This is a genomic window from Variovorax sp. LG9.2 (assembly GCF_035018885.1).
Classification (GTDB): domain Bacteria; phylum Pseudomonadota; class Gammaproteobacteria; order Burkholderiales; family Burkholderiaceae_C; genus Variovorax.
This window is the reverse complement of sequence record NZ_JASJXB010000029.1, coordinates 1-16,665: the sequence shown is the minus strand read 5'-3', so window position 1 is coordinate 16,665 and position 16,665 is coordinate 1. Positions and strand designations below refer to the sequence as shown.

Sequence of the window (16,665 nt, the reverse complement as noted above, 5' to 3'; positions counted from 1 at the left end):
CTCCGTCGCTGTTCAGACCGGTGCCGGAAAATGCCCCGTGCGCACGAGCTTCTTGTTGACGAATTCCTGGATTCCCATGTTGCCCAACTCACGGCCATAGCCCGAGTTCTTGATGCCGCCAAAGGGCAGCTCAGCATCCGACCAGTCGATGTTGTTGACGAACATCATTCCGGTGTCCACTGCACTGGCTACACGCTTGCCGCGTGCCTCGTCCTGGGTCCACACCGACCCTCCGAGGCCGAAGTCGGAATCGTTGGCCAGGGCGATGGCCGCTGCCTCGTCCTTGACACGGTAGAACGACACCACCGGGCCGAAGAACTCGTCGCGGAAAGCCGGGTTGCCGGGTCGGATGTCGGTCAGGATCGTGGTCTGCATGAACGAGCCCGGACGTTCGATGCGCTTGCCACCCATCAGCAGCTTGGCGCCGCCCTTCACGGCGGCGTCTACCTGCTTGAGCAGCTGCACAAGCGCGTCTTCGGTGGACAGAGGACCGTGGGTCGTCTTCTCGTCCATCGGGTCGCCAGGCCTCAAGGCCTCCAGGGCAGTCTTGAACTTCGCCAGGAACTTGTCAGCAATCGACTCGACCGCGATGAAGCGCTTGGCCGCGCAGCAGGTCTGCCCGGCGTTGTACATACGGCCCCATACGGCCCACGGAATAACCTTCTCCAAATCGGCATCGTCGAGCACGATGAAGGCGTCGCTGCCGCCGAGTTCCATCGAGGTCTTCTTGAGGTTCTTGCCAGCCCGAGCGGCGATGCTCCGACCCGCGGCCACGCTGCCGGTCAGAGCCACGCCCTTGATCCGCGGGTCGTCGATGACCTGGTCGGACTGCTCGTGCGAGATCAGCAAGTTGGTGTAGGCGCCAACCGGCGCACCGGCATCGAGCAGCAGCTTCTCGAAAGCGATGGCACATTGCGGCACGCAGCCGGCATGCTTGACCACCACGGTGTTGCCCGCCATCAGATGCGGCCCGGCGACGCGGGCCAATTGGTAGTACGGGAAGTTCCACGGTTCGACGCAGAACAGCACGCCGAAGGGGCTGCTCTCCATGTGTGCGTCCCCATGCTTGGGGTGCAGCTTGACGGGCGCAAGAAAGGCCTCGCCGTGCTTGGCGTAATAGGCCAGGATGTCGGCGCTGAACTTGACTTCGCCGCGCGCTTCGTCGATGCGCTTGCCCATGTCCTGCGTCGCCAGTTTGGCGAAGTCGTCGACGTGAGCAGCCATCAGCGAGGCGGCCTTGTTGATGATCGCGGCCCGCTCGGCGTAGCTCTTGTGCTTCCATTTCTCGAAGCAGCCCTGTGCCGCAGAGAGCGACTTTTCGAGCTGCACAGAGGTGAGGTGCTCGTAGCTCTTGAGCAGCTTGCCGGTGTTTGGATTGATGCTTTGATAGGTCATGGTGTTCTTTCACAGGTGGAGGTATCGCGGCTCACCGACACAGTCGGCAAACGCCAGGGAATCGAGACTAGGTGTCGTGCTGCGCACGGTCTGTGCGGTGATACACACAGATCGCACGGCGCAAGCAGTCATACAGATCTCACGGACTCGAACTCGAACGCGCAGGCGGCCATCTACGAATGAAAACGCAGTACGTGGCTTTGTTGACGCACAGCAGGACTTTCAGAGCGGCAGATTGCGCGGCATGGTCACAAGCGCGCAGCGCAGTTCACTGGTGACGTGCTTTGTTTGAACGCATTGACCCGGGCCTCAAGCTCGACCCGAACCGATCGGCGTTGCTGGGTCAATGCATCGGGCTGCGCGCGCTCTAGGACCTCCGCGGCCATTCAGTCGCTGCTTCGACTGGCGCTCGGACGGCACGCCGCATTAACGCGGATGGCTCTCAATAAGGAATCTTGCTGGCGCAGGTACGAGTGGGCGACAACCTGCCGGTACGGCCCGGAGAAAAGGTCTCGGTCGACGGTGTCGTGATCGAAGCCGCCAGTGCGGTGGACGAGTTCATGCTCACGGGCGAATCCGTTTCGGTCTTCAAGCGAGTGGGCGACAAGCTGATGGGTGCCACCTTCAACGACGAGTGAACTCGTTTTTCGGGCCGAACGCGTGGGCGCCGAGACGGTGATCTCCGGCATCGTGCACAGGGGCCCAGGCGCAGCGCTCGCGCGCGCCGATGAAGCACATTGCAGGCCGGGTGGCCGGCCATTTCGTCGGCGCCGTGGTCGCCGCCGCGTTGCCGCCTTCGTCTGCAGCGCACTCGGCGTGCCGCTCGCGGCGGGTGTGCTGTCTCCGTTCACCGGATGGTTGCTGTCGCCGATGTCGGCGGCGGCCGCCATGAGCCTGAGTTCGATTTCGATCATCTTCAATGCATTGCGGCTCCACCGTCGAGCAACATCGACGGCCACGGGACCCGCGCCGCGCGAATAAACAGCGTGCCGGGCGCCCAAGACTGGCCGTTCAGGACGGGGGCCTAGGTCGTCGGTTGCGCGCTGTATCGCGCCTCCTCGAGGTCGATCTCCCGTACCAGCCTGCCCTGCGTAGCTTCGTCGATCGCGTGGCTGTGACCCCGTCGAACGATCTCGTCGCGCTCGGCGCGCAGGCCTGCCAGTCGCAACTGCTGGTCGATCGCGCTGGCGTCCTTGCGGCGGGGCGCCGCGCCACCCTGGATGTCACGCAGCGCCATCCGCTGGCGATACAGCGCCACGATGCGGGTTGCGGCTTCGGCGTACAGGTCGGCGTCCGGAGACAGTCGGGCCGATGTCGCGGAGGAGCTCTTCGCCTTTTGCGCTGCCTCGATGGCGCGAATCGCCGCGCCGGCCGCTGCCGACCGGGCAAGGTCTTCCTCGGCGACATGCGAAGGCTCGGGCAGCGTCAGGCCTCGCAGTACGCGCGGCAGCAGCACCGTTGCCACGGTCAGCGAGACAACGATGACGCCCGCTGCCAACAAGATGGCAAGGTCCCGACCAGGGAATGGTGATCCGTCGGCCATTGCCAACGGCAGTGTCAAAACTCCGGCCAAGGTGATGGCACCCCGGACGCCAGCGACTGACATGGCTGCGACCACCCGCCATTGCGCGGCCCGCGGGACTTGCTTGAACGATCGCATGCCAAGAAAAGCCAGTTGCATCGAGGTCCAGACCCAGACGAACCGCAGTGCCGCCAGCGCGAGCACGATGCCCGACACGTAGACCGCGAGCCACCACGGGTTCTGGTGGCCAGTGATGCGCACGGTCTGTGCGGCGCCAGCCAATATGGCGGGAATCTGTTCACCCAGCAAAACAAAGACGCTGCCGTTCGCCACCAGCTGCAGCGTGTCCCATACCGCCGTCCGGCGAATCCGCGTCACGGCCTGCCAATGGGAGTGCGGGCTGTGGCCCATGGTGATGCCCGCCGCCACGGCGGCCAGGATGCCCGAACAATGCATGGCCTCGGCGAGTAGGTAGACCCCGAACGGGATCAGCACACTCACCAGAATCTGCGCGCCGCCGTCGTCGCCGACCAGAACCGAAGACGCCGATCGCGCTTTGGTCAACAGCCATGTCACTGCACAGCCGATCGACAGTCCGCCCAGGGCCACCCACAAAAAATCCAGTACCGCCTGCGAGAGCAGGAACGAGCCGGTCAGTGCCGCCGCCACCGCGAAGCGCATGCACACCAGTCCGGACGCATCGTTGAACAGAGCCTCGCCTTCGAGGATGCGCCGCATGCGCAGCGGAAGAGGCGTCTGGCCGGCAATGGCGGCGACGGCAATCGGGTCGGTGGGCGAAATGATCGCCGCCAACGCGAACCCCACCGCCAGCGGCATAGCGGGCACAAACCAGTGGATCAGCAGGCCCAGGCCGAGTACCGTGAAGACCACCAGACCCAGCGCCAGCGTGAGGATGGTGGGCGCCTCGCGCCGCAGGTCGTCCTTCGGAATGCGCCAACCGTCGAGAAACAGCAGCGGCGGCAGGAGCACCAGGAAAAAGACATCGGGGTCCAATGCAACCGATGAAAGTCCGGCGTAAAACACCCCGCCGCCGAGTGCGATCTGAACCAGCGGCACCGGCAAGCGCGTGACGCGCGCGAGCATTCGGCTGACCACGACCGACAGCAACAGGACCAGAACGAGACGCGTGGCATCCATGCCGGGACGCTCAGCGGTCCTGGGTCGTGCCGGCGGCCCCGGCACAGAACGCGGACATCTGCTCCGTGACCCGCTGCACGACCCGATCGGCAGCGACCACGCCGCCGCAGTTATCGGCGCTCGCAGGCTGTTCGATCTTGTCGAAAAAGCGCGTGGCCGGCACCTGGTTCGTGGGGTTGTCGCGCAGGTAACCGCGCAGCGTGAGCCGGACCGTGCTCGGCCCCATCACGAACTTCTGCTGCAAATGCGTCAACTCCGTCTCGAGCCGCCGATCGCAAGCAGTGCCGGTGGCCGCGTCATTTCCAGCACCGCATTGTTGGTTTGTCCGAGTTGCAGATGCACGAGCAATGTCGAGTAGGTCACGGGGTTCTTTCGGTGTGATTCATACAGAGACGATCGGCCTGTGGCGCGCACAGGTCTTGGCGCGTGAGCGGCAACGGACTCAGGCGGCCGTCGCGCTTGGTCGCCAGTACCTGGTACACGCCTATCTCACCGGATTCGAACTCCAGCGCACACGCCGCCATGTAGAGGCGCCAAACCCGGTAGGTCGGCTCGTTGACGTGCTGCAAGGCCTGCACGTGGTGTGACTGGAGGCGACCCACCCAGTGCCGCAGCGTCATTGCATAGTGACTGCGCAGCGACTGGACATCTTCGATCTCGAATCGGGTCGCTTCCATCACGCGCTGGACATTGCTGACCGTGTCAAGCTGGCCGTCCGGAAAAATGTAGCGGTTGATGAACTGGGTCGACAGCGTTTCTTTCCACCCCTCCACGTCGTGGGTGATGCCGTGGTTGAGAAACAGCCCGGCAGGTTTGAGCAACCGGTGCACGGCAGCAAAATAAGTGGGCAGGTTATCCAGCCCCACATGTTCGAACATGCCAACGCTTGACACCTTGTCGTAGCTCGACACACCGTCCAGATCGCGGTAGTCACGCAGCTCGACGGTGACCCGGTCCTGCAGTCCGGCACGGTCGATGCGCTCTTGCGCCAGAACCAGCTGTTCGCGGCTCAGGGTCACTCCATGCGCGTGGACGCCATAGTGCTTCGCCGCGTGTATCACCAGCGCACCCCAGCCGCAACCGATGTCCAGCAGCCGCTCCCCCGGCCGCAGCCTGAGTTTGCGGCAGATAAGATCGAGCTTGGCTGCCTGGGCCGCTTCGAGACTGTCGCTTGGCGATCCAAAGTAAGCGCAGGAGTACACCATCGCGGGGTCGAGCCACAAGGCATAGAACGCATTAGAAAGGTCGTAATGAAACTGAACGGCTGCACGGTTCTCGGACCTCGAATGGGCCTTTACCTGATCAGGCCTGAAAGGCGCGATATGCACTGCCTGGCTCGCCGGGTCGGCCGCGAAAAGAAGGCGTATGGCCTGCGGCAGAACACGCAGCAGGTCTCCCCACGAAAGCCGAATCTGCTGCAGATGGTCTTTCAGACGCAAGGCCTCGAAGAAGTCTCCTTCAATGTCAATGTCTCCGCGAAAGTAAGCCTCTGCAAGGCGCAAGCTGTCGCGGCCCAGCACCATCGAGCCGATCACGCGCGGATTACGGAACACCAGCGTGAACTGTGGCGCGGAAGTGGCGCCGCCAGCGCCGCCCAGCGGCACTGGCGTTCCGTCCCACAGACGGATGGCACCCGCGCCAGCAAAGCGATGAAACAGGCGCGCCAGCAGACCCGCTGCATCGTGCGCTGCGCGCCGGTGGTCAGTGGAGGGCAGGCGGTCGACACCGGAAGCGGCGCCCTCGGGCGCGCCACTCGCCAACGCGCCTGGCCCATCACCGATTGCCGTCTTCATGGATGCCCCTAGGCCGTCGCCTGCGCTGGGGCGTCCGCGGCAGGAAGACGGCGGGCCGTGGCACTGTGAGCGGCGACGCCCGGCTCGGCAGCAAAGGTTTGGGGTGGGCTCTTCATGGCCCGAGGCTAGTGGGCAGCCGCAGGCAGGGTCTGTGCGCTGGCGTACGGAAAGAGCGCCCGGACGCGGCCACCATCTGCAGATGCCTACCCCGCAAGAACCCGCACTGTCACAGAACGATGACGCAGACGAGCCGCCCCTCGCACAGGCACGCGACTGGACGGTGCACCGGGCCCGAATCACCGCCCCATTCAGCTATCTGGCGCCCGATGGTGCGCGCCGCGCCATCCCCAAAGGACCCTGTCTGGTCGAAAAGATGGAGGGTCCGCGCGTCGAGATCGTATGGGGTGCGCAGGGGCAGAACAGCACGGCCCTGTCGCTGGACGAAGCGGCGTTGGCGGAATCGCGTGGCCAGCTCATGCGGCTCGACTAAGGTGGGCACGCAAGGCGTGCCTGGTTTCCCGGACCCGATTCCGGTCATCGCAACGCGTGACGCTCGCCGGTTCCAAAAACACGGTCCCAGAATCCGGTTGTGACACCGAAGCAGCCCAGCACGGCGCGGTGATGGTGATGGTGTGACGCGTGCCAGCGCTTGCGCGATCGCATCCAGCCGGCGTCGGCACGCCAATGGGGTGTGCCATGGTGCAGTACCGCATACGACAGGTAGCCGACCAAGAAACCCAGTGTGAATGCCGTGGCCACCAGCGCGCGCGGACGCATGTGGTGTGCTTCGTGCCACCGTCGGAACGGTTGCAAGCGGTGCAGCAGGTACTCCACCAAAGTCCATCCCAGGCCTCCCAGCGCCGCCGAAGCGGCGATGACTGTGGCACTGGTTCGCAGGTGCGGCACGAGCAGACACGACGGCACAGCTATGCCCGTTCCATAAAAAACATAGTCCAGAACGTAGCCCGGGCGGCTGTGCTCGATACCGAAAAGACGCATGGATCGATTTCGTGCGCGCACCCTTCAGGCGAGCGCTACCTTGAAGGTTGAAGTGAAACAAAGACTGCGCACGGTCACTGGCGCCCTGTGGGGGGCAGCGCGCCCGAGGTTCAGGCCAGCGCCGCGGTCGTCGCACTACCGATCACCGCCCGCACCTTGTCCTGGTCCCGAGCGTCGCCGTGCACCAGCAGCACATACTTGTCCACCTTGAGGGCGGTTTCATAGCGGATCACCTGGTCCTTGGGCACACCGACCTGCGTGAGCGCAGCGCCGAGCGCGGAGAGACCGCCGACCACGACGGCGCCTTCGAGCGCGCCGACGAGCGCGGCCACCACCGGACCGGCCATCGCCACCAGGCCGACGCCCGGCAGTACGAACACCGCGGGTGCGAGCAGCAATCCCCAGATGCCGCCCCAGAACGCGCCGGTACTGCCCCACGCCTTGACCTTGTCAGCGACGGTGTAGAAGCCGACGGGGTGCTCCTCGCTGTGGTACCCCTTGCCGATCAGCGACAGTTTCCTGACGTCGAAGCCCGACTGGCTCAGCGAGTTGATGGCGGCTTCGGCCAAAGCGCGCGTGTCGAAGATGTAGGCGGGGGATGTGTCTGCGGTCATGAAGATTCTTTCGTTGGTAGATAGATGGATCGATGAATTTTGCCGGTCGGCGAACTGGAGATGGGCAAGGCTGGCTACTACGCAGCGGGCGCTCTACTCGTAGGTAAGCGTCATCTTGTCGACGACATCACGCACCCCAGTGGCTCCCCAAGCGCAGCGCGTTGCGAGATCGCGTGCCGCCCAGCCGTTGACAGTTCCGGTCAGCGTGACATCGGCACCGTGTACCGCCACCGAGATGTCGCGCGCGTCGGCCCCGACCACACGCCGCAGGGCGGCCTCGATGTCCTGCTCGATCGTGCTCGGAATGTCCTTGGCCTTGAGGGTCATCTGATTGTTCACGCCAAGGACGCCCACCAAGTGACTGACGGCATCAATGGCGGCCTGCCGCTGAAACTGCCACTCGATCTCTCCGGACAGCGTGATCCAGCCGTGCTCCACCATCACCTTGAGCGCGTCGTTCGGAAGCGACGCGCGCCAGCTGAGCGCCGTCTCGGCCGAACGCGCAATGTCTGCGTCGGTTCGCTTGCCGAGTTCGGTCAGCTTGACGTTCAACGCGATGACCAGGGCCTGCACGCCGACGACCCGTTGCGCCGCGCTCTGGGCGATCCACTTCTCGGGAAAGCTGTTGACCTCGCCGGTCAGTGTCACCACGCCGTCCTTGACCGACACGCCAATCTCGGCGGCGTGGACGGAAGGCTCCCATTTCAGTTCAGCGATGACATCTTGCTGCAGGTCGCTGTCGGTTTTCATGGAGTGTGTCTTTCAATCGCGGAGGCTAATACACCAGCTTCCGCCTTGTGGCCCTGCCGGTCTGTGCGGTGGCACGCTTTCATTGACCGTGGCCAACCGCCGACCTGCGCGCTTGCGTGCGACATCGCACAGACCCCATCGCGGGGCCGGCGCAGGCTTCGGAGCTGACGACTCCAAAGCAAGTCTCTTCTTCCTTTATGGCCCACAAAAAGCAGATGCCCTACAGCCCTCCTGATTCGAACCCAAAGGCTTTTCTGCCAGACCATCTTCTGGGCGCTGGCGGTTCCGGTGTGCTCCTTGTGGAATACGGCGACTACGAATGCCCGGCCTGCAGCGAGGCCGAGCCCGTCACCCGGCTGTTGCTGGCCACGTACGGTGACCGGCTGACCTTCGCATACCGGCACTTTCCGCTGAGCCAGATCCATCCTCACGCGGAGCAGGCAGCAGAAGCGGCGGAGGCAGCATCCGCACAGGGCAAGTTCTGGGAAATGCACCAACTTCTGTTTACGCATTGGCAGCATCTGAGTGCGGCCATGTCGGCGCATTGCGCACAAACGTTGGGGCTCGACATGCCCCGCTTCAACGCGGAGATGGCCGAGCGCCGCTACCGGCAGCGCGTCATGGACCAGCGCGCCAGTGGTGAACGCCTTGGCGTGCGGGCGTCACCGGCCTTCTTTCTTAGCGGCGTGATCGTGGATGTGTCGTTCGGCCTCGAACACCTTGAAGCAACGGTTCGCCTTGCCTTGGAGCGGTCGTGACCGCCTCCTTCGCAGTGCCTACTGTGCGACCCGCCCGCACGGCGACGCAGGCAGGCGTCGTGATGGCCGCGCTTGCCGTCATCGCACTGATGGGCGTTGCCATCGAACACGTCGCCTCCACGCGGCTGACGCTGCTCTTTGCCACGGGTCTGGCGCTCGGCGCCGTGCTGTACCAGTCCCTGTTCGGATTTACATCGGCTTTCCGCGTGCTCTTGACGGCACGACGCAGCGCGGGCTTTCGGGCCCAGCTGGCCATGCTCGGCCTGGCGTGCATGCTGTTTTTCCCGGCGCTGTCGGTTGGCTCGTTGTTCGGGCAGCCGGTGGCCGGGTTCGTATCGCCGGCCGGTGTCTCGGTGGCCGTTGGCGCTTTCCTCTTCGGCATCGGCATGCAGATGGGCGGCGGTTGCGCTTCCGGCACCCTGTTTTCGGTGGGCGGCGGCAGCACGCGCATGCTGGTGACATTGCTCTTTTTCGTCATCGGCTCCGTGATCGGCATTACCCACCTGGCTTGGTGGCAAACGTGGCCGGCCCTTGCACCGGTGTCGCTGATCACCGTCCTGGGCTGGCCGGGCGCACTGACCGTCAACATCGCCCTTTTTGTGGCGGCCTACCTCATCGTGGCGCGCATGGAAAGCAGGCGCCATGGCGATGTCGAACCCATCGTGACCATCCGCAACGGGTCATGGCGAGAAGGTCCCTGGCCACTGTTGGCCGGCGCCCTCTGCCTGGCCGCCCTGAACTTCGCGACGCTGTGCCTTGCAGGCCGGCCCTGGGGCATCACGTCGGCGTTCGGCCTCTGGGGTGGCATGGTGCTGCAAGCCGCTGGCGTGCCGGTGCAAGGCTGGTCTGGCTACGCCGATCCAGCCATGCGGGGCGCGCTCGGCGGGCACCTGCTTGCCGACATCACCTCCGTCATGGACTTCGGCATCATGCTGGGTGCCATGGTTTGCGCAGGCCTTGCCGGCAAATTCAAACCCCATTGGCGTATCACAGGCCGTCACCTCTGCGCGTCGATCCTTGGCGGCCTGTTGCTGGGATATGGTGCACGGCTTGCCTACGGCTGCAACATCGGTGCCTTTTTCAGCGGCATCGCCTCGGGCAGTCTGCATGGCTGGTTGTGGATACTCTTCGCGCTGCCCGGCAACTGGGTCGGCATCCTGCTCAAGCCGGTGCTCGGACTCTCAGCACCACACGCCCAGCGCCTAGCCTGAGCGCACGGCGTCTCCCGCCGCGGCGTAAGCAATCCGAAGCGCGCGCGCATCGCACAGCGCGTGGTGGCGCGAGAGCGGCGCCCCGCGCTGGGTCACGAAGTAGGCCCGGGCCGCACGCTCGCCCGCCGCGAAGCCGTCGATGTTGTAGACATTGACGGGGGTAAGACGCCCGCGCAGCGAAATCCAGCCCGCGAGGTCAGCGTCCTGCACGGCGCGCGTCGCCAGCAGCCAATCCCGGTCGGACTCGAACGCCACCTCGATCCGCTCTCCCGGGCCGAGCGTGGTCGTGAGGTCGTACAGGTAGACCCACAGACGTGCCCCGAGCTCGGCGTAGCTGCAGGCCGCACCGGCGACCCGACCGAACTGGGACAGCACGGCCTCGAGGGCAAAGTCCGAGGCAGCCCGAAGGCGCTGGCTGTCAGTGACCTCGGCATAGAACTCCTTGTCGTTGCGACTTGCCCGGACCATCGCCAGCGACAGCAACTTCGGTTCTGCGGCCAGATCCGAAAATTCGGTGTCGAGGTAGACCATCATCGATGGACGCGTCGCACTTGGCATCTGAACCGCAGACAGGGCCGTGTCGCGCGCTTGGCCATTTGTCCCGAGCGCGGTGCACGGCACCGCATCTCGGACGTGCCGAATGTCAGCAACGGATCAGGCACACATGAGGCGTCACAGTTGCTGTGCATAGTCCCGCCGGTCAGCGGCATAGCAGCTGCATGCGGCGGCTTCAAGGCCCGGCCGGTCCAGCACCGTCATGTCCCCACGGCTGTACACGATCAGTCCGGCATCCTGCAGCGCCTTAGCCGCTCCGGTGACGCCGGCGCGGCGCACGCCCAGCATGTAGGCGAGGAATTCCTGCGTTACGCGAAACTTCTCCGAATGGGCTCGGTCCTGGCTCATCAGGAGCCAGCGCGCCAGCCGGGGTTTGATCAGATGGAACCGAAGGCATGCTGCCGACGAAGCCAGCTGCGCCATCAACACATAGATGTAACGGTCGATCGCGCGCCTTAGCAAATCGTTCGTCAGCAGGGTGCGCCGGAACGCAGTTGCATCCACACGCCACGCCGCGCCCGCAACCTGCACCAGAGCCTGCAGCGGGGTGCGGGACACGCCGAGTGCGAGATGTGCTCCCACCATGCCTTCACGCCCCACCATGCTGACCTCCAGCCCCGAATGACCGTCGGTGTTGGTAAGCAGGGAAACGAAGCTGTCCACCGGAAAGTAGTCATGGCGCATGACATCGCCGCGCTGACACAGGATCTGCCCGAGCTTGAGTTCCACGGGTTCGCAACCCGCAAGAAACAACGTGCGCCCGGCACGCGACATTTTCTGAATCAGGTAGTTCTGGGCACGAAGCAAGTTTGGCCTCCTTGAAGAACCTTTGACATTGAGGCATTGCCCGGGGCGCCGACTGTCTGGCAGCGCACACAGCTACTAAATCAGGCCGATCCGACGGTTCCGGTCACGTCGCAAGCGCAGCGGCTTAGACCGGCTTGAGCGGATCGGGTGACCAAACCGGTCGTTCAGCGCGCAGGCTGTCCACGACCACCACGTAGCGCCCTGCACCCTGCACGGGCGTCCGGTCGGTCGACAGGATCCAGAGCGGGCGCTGTTGTGTTTGCGTCGTCTCATAGTCTGCGTCGAGCAGACCAAAGTGGTCGAGAAGCCGATTCAGCGATTCCGGTATCCGGATGCAGCCCTTGGACTGAACGCTCCCCAGTTGCGGCTGTGCCAGCTCGACATCGGTAGCATGCATCTGCAGACGCATGGTGCTGCTCCCGCCCTTGCCCCAGCCACGTAAGGCCTGCTGCCAGCCCAGGTCATAAATGCGCAGGCCCTTGGACCCATAACCCCGGAAACCCTTCTCGTTTTTTGTTCCCTCGGCCCGGAAATCCGGGTTGGAAGGCGTGTGGGCGAATGCGCCCAACGGCGTTTCGAAATGGTCGAACTGGCCGACGCGCCCCGTCGACACCGGCGAAGCCCCGATCAGCAAGGCAGGCGCACCGACCGGGAGCCAGTAAATCATGATGGCCTGCACCAACGGGCTGCGGTCGATCACGGCCACATACTGTGAAGTCACCAGGTCAATCCCCTGCTGGGTGAGGGCCGAGCGGGTAAGTGCCGCATAGCGGGCCAATTCGTCCGGCGGCAGCTCAAGACGCTGCACCACTCGCTGCTGGTATGCCGCCTGCAATCCGGACGGGCTGTCTGCCGCTTCCTGCCCACCGGCTGCAGAAAGCGCAAAAAACATAGTGGTGCAAAGCAGCAGAATCGCATTGGCGGCGCTTCGAGGGGTCATTGAGGCTTGCGGGCGGTAGCTGCCACGCCGTGATGAAGTCAGCATGGAGTTTCAGCGAAAGCGGCGACACTGACCGTCTGCCACCGCACGCAGTGCTCCCGCACCGGAGCGCTTGCACATCCTAGCGCCACGCTATGTTGCTCAACGCACCGACAACGCCGCAGCAATCAGTATCCTTAGCGCGCTATGGCGCTCTGATCGGGGGCGCACCCCAAAGAAAACCTTATGCACGGCGATTCCAACCACAACCCGTACGCTTCACTTGCATCCGTCGGACACGGGGTCGCCCCTGAAACGCAGCGCGCCGACGCTCTGCTCCAGGCCAATGCGTTGCAAGCCGCCATTTTCAACAGCGTGATGTTCTCGAAGATCGCCACCGACGCTAAGGGTGTCATCCAGATCTTCAACGTGGGTGCCGAGCGAATGTTGGGCTACCTTGCCTGCGATGTGGTGAACAAAATCACCCCCGCCGACATTTCGGACCCGAGGGAGGTGATTGCCCGGGCAAAGGCGCTCAGCCTGGAACTGTCCGCACCAATCGCTCCAGGCTTCGAGGCGCTCGTCTACAAGGCTTCGCGTGGCATCGAGGACATCTACGAGCTGACCTACGTGCGCAAGGATGGAAGCCGCTTTCCCGCCGTGGTTTCCGTCACAGCCCTGCGCGATGCGCGCGATGTCATCATCGGATATCTCCTGATCGGCAGCGACAACACGGCGCGCCAGCAGGCCAAGAAAGCCCTGCACGACAGCGAATCGCGCCTTAACTTTGCGCTGGAGATGAGCCATACCGGCGGCTGGGACCTCGATCTTGTCGACCTCTCAGCACGCCAGACGCTGGAGCACGATCGCATCTTCGGGTATGACACGTTAGTGCCGCGCTGGAGCTATGAAGTGTTCCTCGACCATGTGCTGCCAGAAGACCGGGCTGATGTAAACAGGCGTTTTCGCGACGCTATCGAGCATCGGACCGAGTGGCGTTTCGACTGCCGCATTCGTCGGGTCGATGGCGAAATACGCTGGATCTTGGGCACCGGGATGCATCAGCGTAACGAGGACGGACAGTGCCTTCGTATGTCCGGCATCGTGCAGGACATCACCACCCGCAAGCGTGCCGAAGAGGCGCTGCTTGAAATCAACATCAAACTAGAAAGCGCCAAATCTGCGGCCGAGAAGGCCAACCTTGCCAAATCGGATTTCTTGTCCAGCATGAGCCACGAACTGCGCTCACCGCTCAATGCGATCCTTGGCTTTGCGCAGCTGATGGATTCGGGCTCACCGCCACCCACGGTCTCGCAGAAGGAAAGCATTGACCAGATTCTTCAGGCGGGCTGGTACCTGCTGCAGTTGATCAACGAGATCCTCGACCTTTCACTGATCGAATCCGGCAAGCTGTCACTTTCGCCCGAATCGATGGCGCTCTCCGATGTGCTCAGCGACTGTCATGCCATGATCGAGCCGCAAGCTGCCAAGCGCAGCATCGTGCTGCAGTTTCCTGAGACCGAGTTCCCACAATTTGTCAAGGCGGACAGGACACGCCTCAAACAGGTCATCGTCAACCTGCTGTCCAACGCCATCAAGTACAACCGGCCTAATGGCCGCGTGGACATCGCCTACCACGCTGCAGAGGCAGGCCGCATCCGCATCAGCTTCCAGGACACGGGCAGGGGGTTGCCGCCCGAGAAACTGTCCCAGCTCTTTCAGCCGTTCAACCGGCTGGGACAGGAGATCGGCAGCGAGGAGGGAACCGGCATTGGCCTGGTGGTGAGCAAGCGCCTGGTGGAATTGATGGACGGCGCCATTGGTGCGGACAGCACCGTCGGCGTGGGAAGCACTTTCTGGATAGAGCTGGGGGAAGCAAGTGCTACAGCCCTTGCGCCGGACGACGGCGATTTTGCTGACGCGTCACCCACTGCACTGGCCTCGTGCATTCCGCTCCGCACGCTTCTTTGCGTGGAGGACAATCCGGCAAACCTCCTGCTAATCGAAAAGCTGGTCGAACGTCGCCCCGACATTCGACTCCTGAGCGCCCGCAGCGCGGAACACGGAGTCGAGCTCGCGCGCCTCGCGCGGCCCGATGTGATCCTCATGGACATCAATCTTCCAGGCATGAGCGGACTTACAGCGCTGGAGCGGCTGTCGGAGGATCCACTGACCGCGCACACGCCGGTCGTCGCCCTCAGCGCCAACGCGATGGCGAGAGATATCGAGAAGGGGCTCCAAGCCGGCTTTTTCGCCTACCTCACCAAGCCGATCAGGGTCCAGGCGTTTATGGTCACGCTGGACTCAGCGATAAACGCAAGCGAGAGACACTCCCTCTCCTAAGTGGCCAAGGAGATCCAATGATGCTCAACATTCCTGACATTCTCGAAGCCCGCATCCTCATCGTCGACGACGAGCCCGCCAACGTGCAACTGCTGGTGAGATTTCTTGCCGAGGCAGGCTACACACAGGTAGTGGTCACGACGTTGCCGCAGGAAGTCGAACCGCTGCATCGCAAGAACGCCTTCGACTTGATTCTGCTCGACTTGCAGATGCCCGTCATGGACGGTTTCGAGGTCATGGAAAGGCTCAAGACCGTGGAGTCGGATGCCTACCTGCCCGTGATCGTGCTCACAGCGCAGCCTGGCCACAAGCTTCGCGCACTCCAGGCAGGTGCCAAGGACTTCATCAGTAAACCGTTCGATCTCATCGAGGTGCGCACGCGCATTCACAACATGCTCGAAGTTCGCCTTCTCTATCGGGAACTTGCACGTTACAACGAATTGCTCGAACAGACGGTGAAGGAGCGCACCGCAGAGCTTCGCGACAGCGAGGCCCGTTACCGCCGCCTGACCGAACTGGCATCGGACTGGCACTGGGAACAGGATGCCGAAGGAAACCTGCTGAATGTGCAGGGCTCCGCGATGGAGATGCTGGGCCTGAACTTCGACCATGCGCTCGTGCGTGACCCATGCGCAAATCCAGGTCGCTCCACGGGATGGGACGAAACACAACGGCAGGCACTGCAGCAACTCATCGCGGCCAGACAGCCTTTTCTGGACTTCGTGTTCACCCGGACCGGCCCCGACGGGGTCCAACAGTACTTTCGCGTGAGCGGAGAACCCATTTTCAACCAGGCAAGCCTGTTCATCGGCTACCGCGGCATCGGCATTGAATTTGCCGAACAGGGATACGCCGCAGGCATCGGCGCGTAAATACATGGCCATGTTCCAAGACCCTCGAGAAAACCTCCTGCTCGACGCGCTACCCCTGGAAGATTTTTCGGCCATTGCCGCCTTTCTGGAACCGGTCACCTTGCGACTTGGCGACCATCTGTATGGGCCCGGCACATCTCTACAGCACGCCTATTTTCCTGGCACGTCCATCATTTCCCTCCAGTACGCCACCGCATCGGGCGCGTCATCGGAAACATCTGGCGTGGGACGCGAAGGCGTGGTCGGGATCAGCCTGTTCATGGGCGGAGGAATGCTGCCTGGCAGCGCCGTAGTCCAGACGGCCGGCCGGGCCTTCAGGCTGGAGCGCGCCCGCCTGCAACAAGTTTTTGGGAAGAGCGCGAAACTGCGCCGGCTCCTGCTGCGCTACGTGCAGGCCTTGATCACGCAAACCACCCAAACTGCTGCCTGCAACCGGTTCCACTCGGTGGAGCAGCAGCTGTGCCGATGGCTCCTTATGACCCTTGACCGTATCCCATCGGGCCAGCTGGTGATGACACAGGAACTCATCGGCTCGATGCTCGGTGTTCGCCGCGAAGGCATCACAGAGGCGGCGGGCCGGCTACAGCAGGACGGCCACATCCGTTACCGTCGTGGTCATATCTCTGTGCTGGACCGGGCAGGTTTGGCGGCACGCACCTGCGAGTGCTACGCAGTTGTGAAAACAGAAATGGGCCGGCTGCTGCATCACGAGCGGCTGCCGGGGGCGGCCAGTGGGCTGGTCCATCCGGCACGACAGGCACTGTCCGACGCCCGGGAATCGGGCGCTTAACGCCGCCATTGAGACCAGTGGCCGTATCCAGGGGCCCACCGCGAACGGCCTTTCAACGGCATGGGACACGCCTGGCTTGCCTAGATCGCCTGCCTGTCCGGCAGCAGCCGGCCAAGTCATCTTGAAGCCAGGAGGTGCAGATGGCATCGTGTCCACATGAATGATGCGGACACGATGGA

Annotated in this window: 16 protein-coding genes and 1 pseudogene; 7 read left to right on the top strand and 10 right to left on the bottom strand. The window is 63.5% G+C overall.

Annotated elements, in window-relative coordinates:
• Positions 1 to 12: 12 nt before the first annotated feature.
• Positions 13 to 1,395: an NAD-dependent succinate-semialdehyde dehydrogenase gene (locus QN413_RS21845; protein ID WP_323498701.1), complete on the bottom strand. Its 1,383-nt coding sequence runs from the start codon at positions 1,393 to 1,395 to the stop codon at positions 13 to 15.
• A 360-nt stretch (positions 1,396 to 1,755) separates the two neighbouring features.
• Between QN413_RS21845 and QN413_RS21840 the strand changes: the two are divergent.
• A pseudogene (locus QN413_RS21840) lies at positions 1,756 to 2,185 on the top strand (hypothetical protein); the annotation flags it as partial.
• 234 nt (positions 2,186 to 2,419) lie between these two features.
• On the opposite strand, the gene QN413_RS21835 reads toward QN413_RS21840, so the two are convergent.
• The 3 genes from QN413_RS21835 to QN413_RS21825 all read right to left on the bottom strand — a co-directional run bounded on the left by QN413_RS21835 (position 2,420) and on the right by QN413_RS21825 (position 5,679).
• Positions 2,420 to 4,075, bottom strand: coding sequence for a Na+/H+ antiporter (locus QN413_RS21835; protein ID WP_323498699.1), 1,656 nt, complete (start codon positions 4,073 to 4,075; stop codon positions 2,420 to 2,422).
• A gap of 10 nt (positions 4,076 to 4,085) precedes the next feature.
• Complete coding sequence (locus tag QN413_RS21830) at positions 4,086 to 4,328, bottom strand: hypothetical protein (RefSeq protein ID WP_323498698.1); 243 nt, start codon at positions 4,326 to 4,328, stop codon at positions 4,086 to 4,088.
• Positions 4,329 to 4,434: 106 nt separating this feature from the next.
• A complete protein-coding gene (locus tag QN413_RS21825; protein ID WP_323498697.1) occupies positions 4,435 to 5,679 on the bottom strand; it encodes a class I SAM-dependent methyltransferase in 1,245 nt (414 codons plus the stop codon).
• 388 nt (positions 5,680 to 6,067) lie between these two features.
• On the opposite strand from QN413_RS21825, the gene QN413_RS21820 reads away from it, so the two are divergent.
• Positions 6,068 to 6,358 (top strand): hypothetical protein, encoded by a 291-nt coding sequence (locus QN413_RS21820; protein WP_323498695.1) that lies wholly within the window; start codon positions 6,068 to 6,070, stop codon positions 6,356 to 6,358.
• 44 nt (positions 6,359 to 6,402) lie between these two features.
• On the opposite strand, the gene QN413_RS21815 is transcribed toward QN413_RS21820, so the two are convergent.
• From QN413_RS21815 to QN413_RS21805, 3 genes are all read right to left on the bottom strand, one after another.
• A complete protein-coding gene (locus tag QN413_RS21815; protein ID WP_323498694.1) occupies positions 6,403 to 6,867 on the bottom strand; it encodes a sterol desaturase family protein in 465 nt (154 codons plus the stop codon).
• Between the two features lie 110 nt (positions 6,868 to 6,977).
• Positions 6,978 to 7,481 carry a DUF1269 domain-containing protein gene (locus tag QN413_RS21810; protein WP_323498693.1) on the bottom strand — a complete coding sequence of 168 codons (504 nt, stop codon included), beginning with the start codon at positions 7,479 to 7,481 and terminating at the stop codon, positions 6,978 to 6,980.
• A 93-nt stretch (positions 7,482 to 7,574) separates the two neighbouring features.
• The gene (locus QN413_RS21805) at positions 7,575 to 8,231 is read right to left on the bottom strand and encodes a BON domain-containing protein (RefSeq protein WP_323498691.1); all 657 of its coding nucleotides are present in this window, start codon (positions 8,229 to 8,231) and stop codon (positions 7,575 to 7,577) included.
• A 215-nt stretch (positions 8,232 to 8,446) separates the two neighbouring features.
• Between QN413_RS21805 and QN413_RS21800 the strand changes: the two genes are divergently transcribed.
• Positions 8,447 to 8,989, top strand: a complete 543-nt coding sequence (locus tag QN413_RS21800) for a DsbA family protein (RefSeq protein ID WP_323498690.1) — start codon at positions 8,447 to 8,449, stop codon at positions 8,987 to 8,989.
• The gene (locus QN413_RS21795) at positions 8,986 to 10,200 is read left to right on the top strand and encodes a YeeE/YedE family protein (protein ID WP_323498688.1); all 1,215 of its coding nucleotides are present in this window, start codon (positions 8,986 to 8,988) and stop codon (positions 10,198 to 10,200) included. Before QN413_RS21800 ends, QN413_RS21795 begins: the two co-directional genes overlap by 4 nt.
• Here QN413_RS21795 and QN413_RS21790 read toward each other — a convergent pair.
• From QN413_RS21790 to QN413_RS21780, 3 genes are all read right to left on the bottom strand, one after another.
• Positions 10,192 to 10,758: a hypothetical protein gene (locus tag QN413_RS21790; protein WP_323498687.1), complete on the bottom strand. Its 567-nt coding sequence runs from the start codon at positions 10,756 to 10,758 to the stop codon at positions 10,192 to 10,194. The genes QN413_RS21795 and QN413_RS21790 overlap by 9 nt on opposite strands.
• Before the next feature lie 114 nt (positions 10,759 to 10,872).
• Entirely contained in the window at positions 10,873 to 11,562 is a 690-nt protein-coding gene (locus QN413_RS21785; protein WP_323498686.1) for a Crp/Fnr family transcriptional regulator, read from the bottom strand.
• A gap of 124 nt (positions 11,563 to 11,686) precedes the next feature.
• A complete protein-coding gene (locus tag QN413_RS21780; protein WP_323498684.1) occupies positions 11,687 to 12,547 on the bottom strand; it encodes a L,D-transpeptidase in 861 nt (286 codons plus the stop codon).
• A 180-nt stretch (positions 12,548 to 12,727) separates the two neighbouring features.
• Here QN413_RS21780 and QN413_RS21775 point away from each other — a divergent pair, with 180 nt between their 5' ends.
• Genes QN413_RS21775 through QN413_RS21765 form a run of 3 tightly spaced genes read left to right on the top strand, consistent with a single transcriptional unit; the run spans position 12,728 to position 16,486 of the window.
• Positions 12,728 to 14,824: an ATP-binding protein gene (locus QN413_RS21775; RefSeq protein ID WP_323498683.1), complete on the top strand. Its 2,097-nt coding sequence runs from the start codon at positions 12,728 to 12,730 to the stop codon at positions 14,822 to 14,824.
• A 20-nt stretch (positions 14,825 to 14,844) separates the two neighbouring features.
• The gene (locus QN413_RS21770; RefSeq protein WP_323498682.1) at positions 14,845 to 15,696 is read left to right on the top strand and encodes a response regulator; all 852 of its coding nucleotides are present in this window, start codon (positions 14,845 to 14,847) and stop codon (positions 15,694 to 15,696) included.
• A 4-nt stretch (positions 15,697 to 15,700) separates the two neighbouring features.
• Entirely contained in the window at positions 15,701 to 16,486 is a 786-nt protein-coding gene (locus tag QN413_RS21765; protein WP_323498681.1) for a Crp/Fnr family transcriptional regulator, read from the top strand.
• The last annotated feature ends 179 nt before the right edge of the window (positions 16,487 to 16,665 follow it).

Excerpts from the sequence above, each read along its gene's own strand:
- QN413_RS21845 (WP_323498701.1), bottom strand. The coding sequence starts at position 1,395 with ATGACCTATCAAAGCATCAATCCAAACACCGGCAAGCTGCTCAAGAGC.
- QN413_RS21835 (WP_323498699.1), bottom strand. The coding sequence starts at position 4,075 with ATGGATGCCACGCGTCTCGTTCTGGTCCTGTTGCTGTCGGTCGTGGTC.
- QN413_RS21820 (WP_323498695.1), top strand. The coding sequence starts at position 6,068 with ATGCCTACCCCGCAAGAACCCGCACTGTCACAGAACGATGACGCAGAC.
- QN413_RS21815 (WP_323498694.1), bottom strand. The coding sequence starts at position 6,867 with ATGCGTCTTTTCGGTATCGAGCACAGCCGCCCGGGCTACGTTCTGGAC.
- QN413_RS21810 (WP_323498693.1), bottom strand. The coding sequence starts at position 7,481 with ATGACCGCAGACACATCCCCCGCCTACATCTTCGACACGCGCGCTTTG.
- QN413_RS21805 (WP_323498691.1), bottom strand. The coding sequence starts at position 8,231 with ATGAAAACCGACAGCGACCTGCAGCAAGATGTCATCGCTGAACTGAAA.
- QN413_RS21800 (WP_323498690.1), top strand. The coding sequence starts at position 8,447 with ATGCCCTACAGCCCTCCTGATTCGAACCCAAAGGCTTTTCTGCCAGAC.
- QN413_RS21790 (WP_323498687.1), bottom strand. The coding sequence starts at position 10,758 with ATGCCAAGTGCGACGCGTCCATCGATGATGGTCTACCTCGACACCGAA.
- QN413_RS21780 (WP_323498684.1), bottom strand. The coding sequence starts at position 12,547 with ATGCTGACTTCATCACGGCGTGGCAGCTACCGCCCGCAAGCCTCAATG.
- QN413_RS21775 (WP_323498683.1), top strand. The coding sequence starts at position 12,728 with ATGCACGGCGATTCCAACCACAACCCGTACGCTTCACTTGCATCCGTC.
- QN413_RS21770 (WP_323498682.1), top strand. The coding sequence starts at position 14,845 with ATGCTCAACATTCCTGACATTCTCGAAGCCCGCATCCTCATCGTCGAC.
- QN413_RS21765 (WP_323498681.1), top strand. The coding sequence starts at position 15,701 with ATGGCCATGTTCCAAGACCCTCGAGAAAACCTCCTGCTCGACGCGCTA.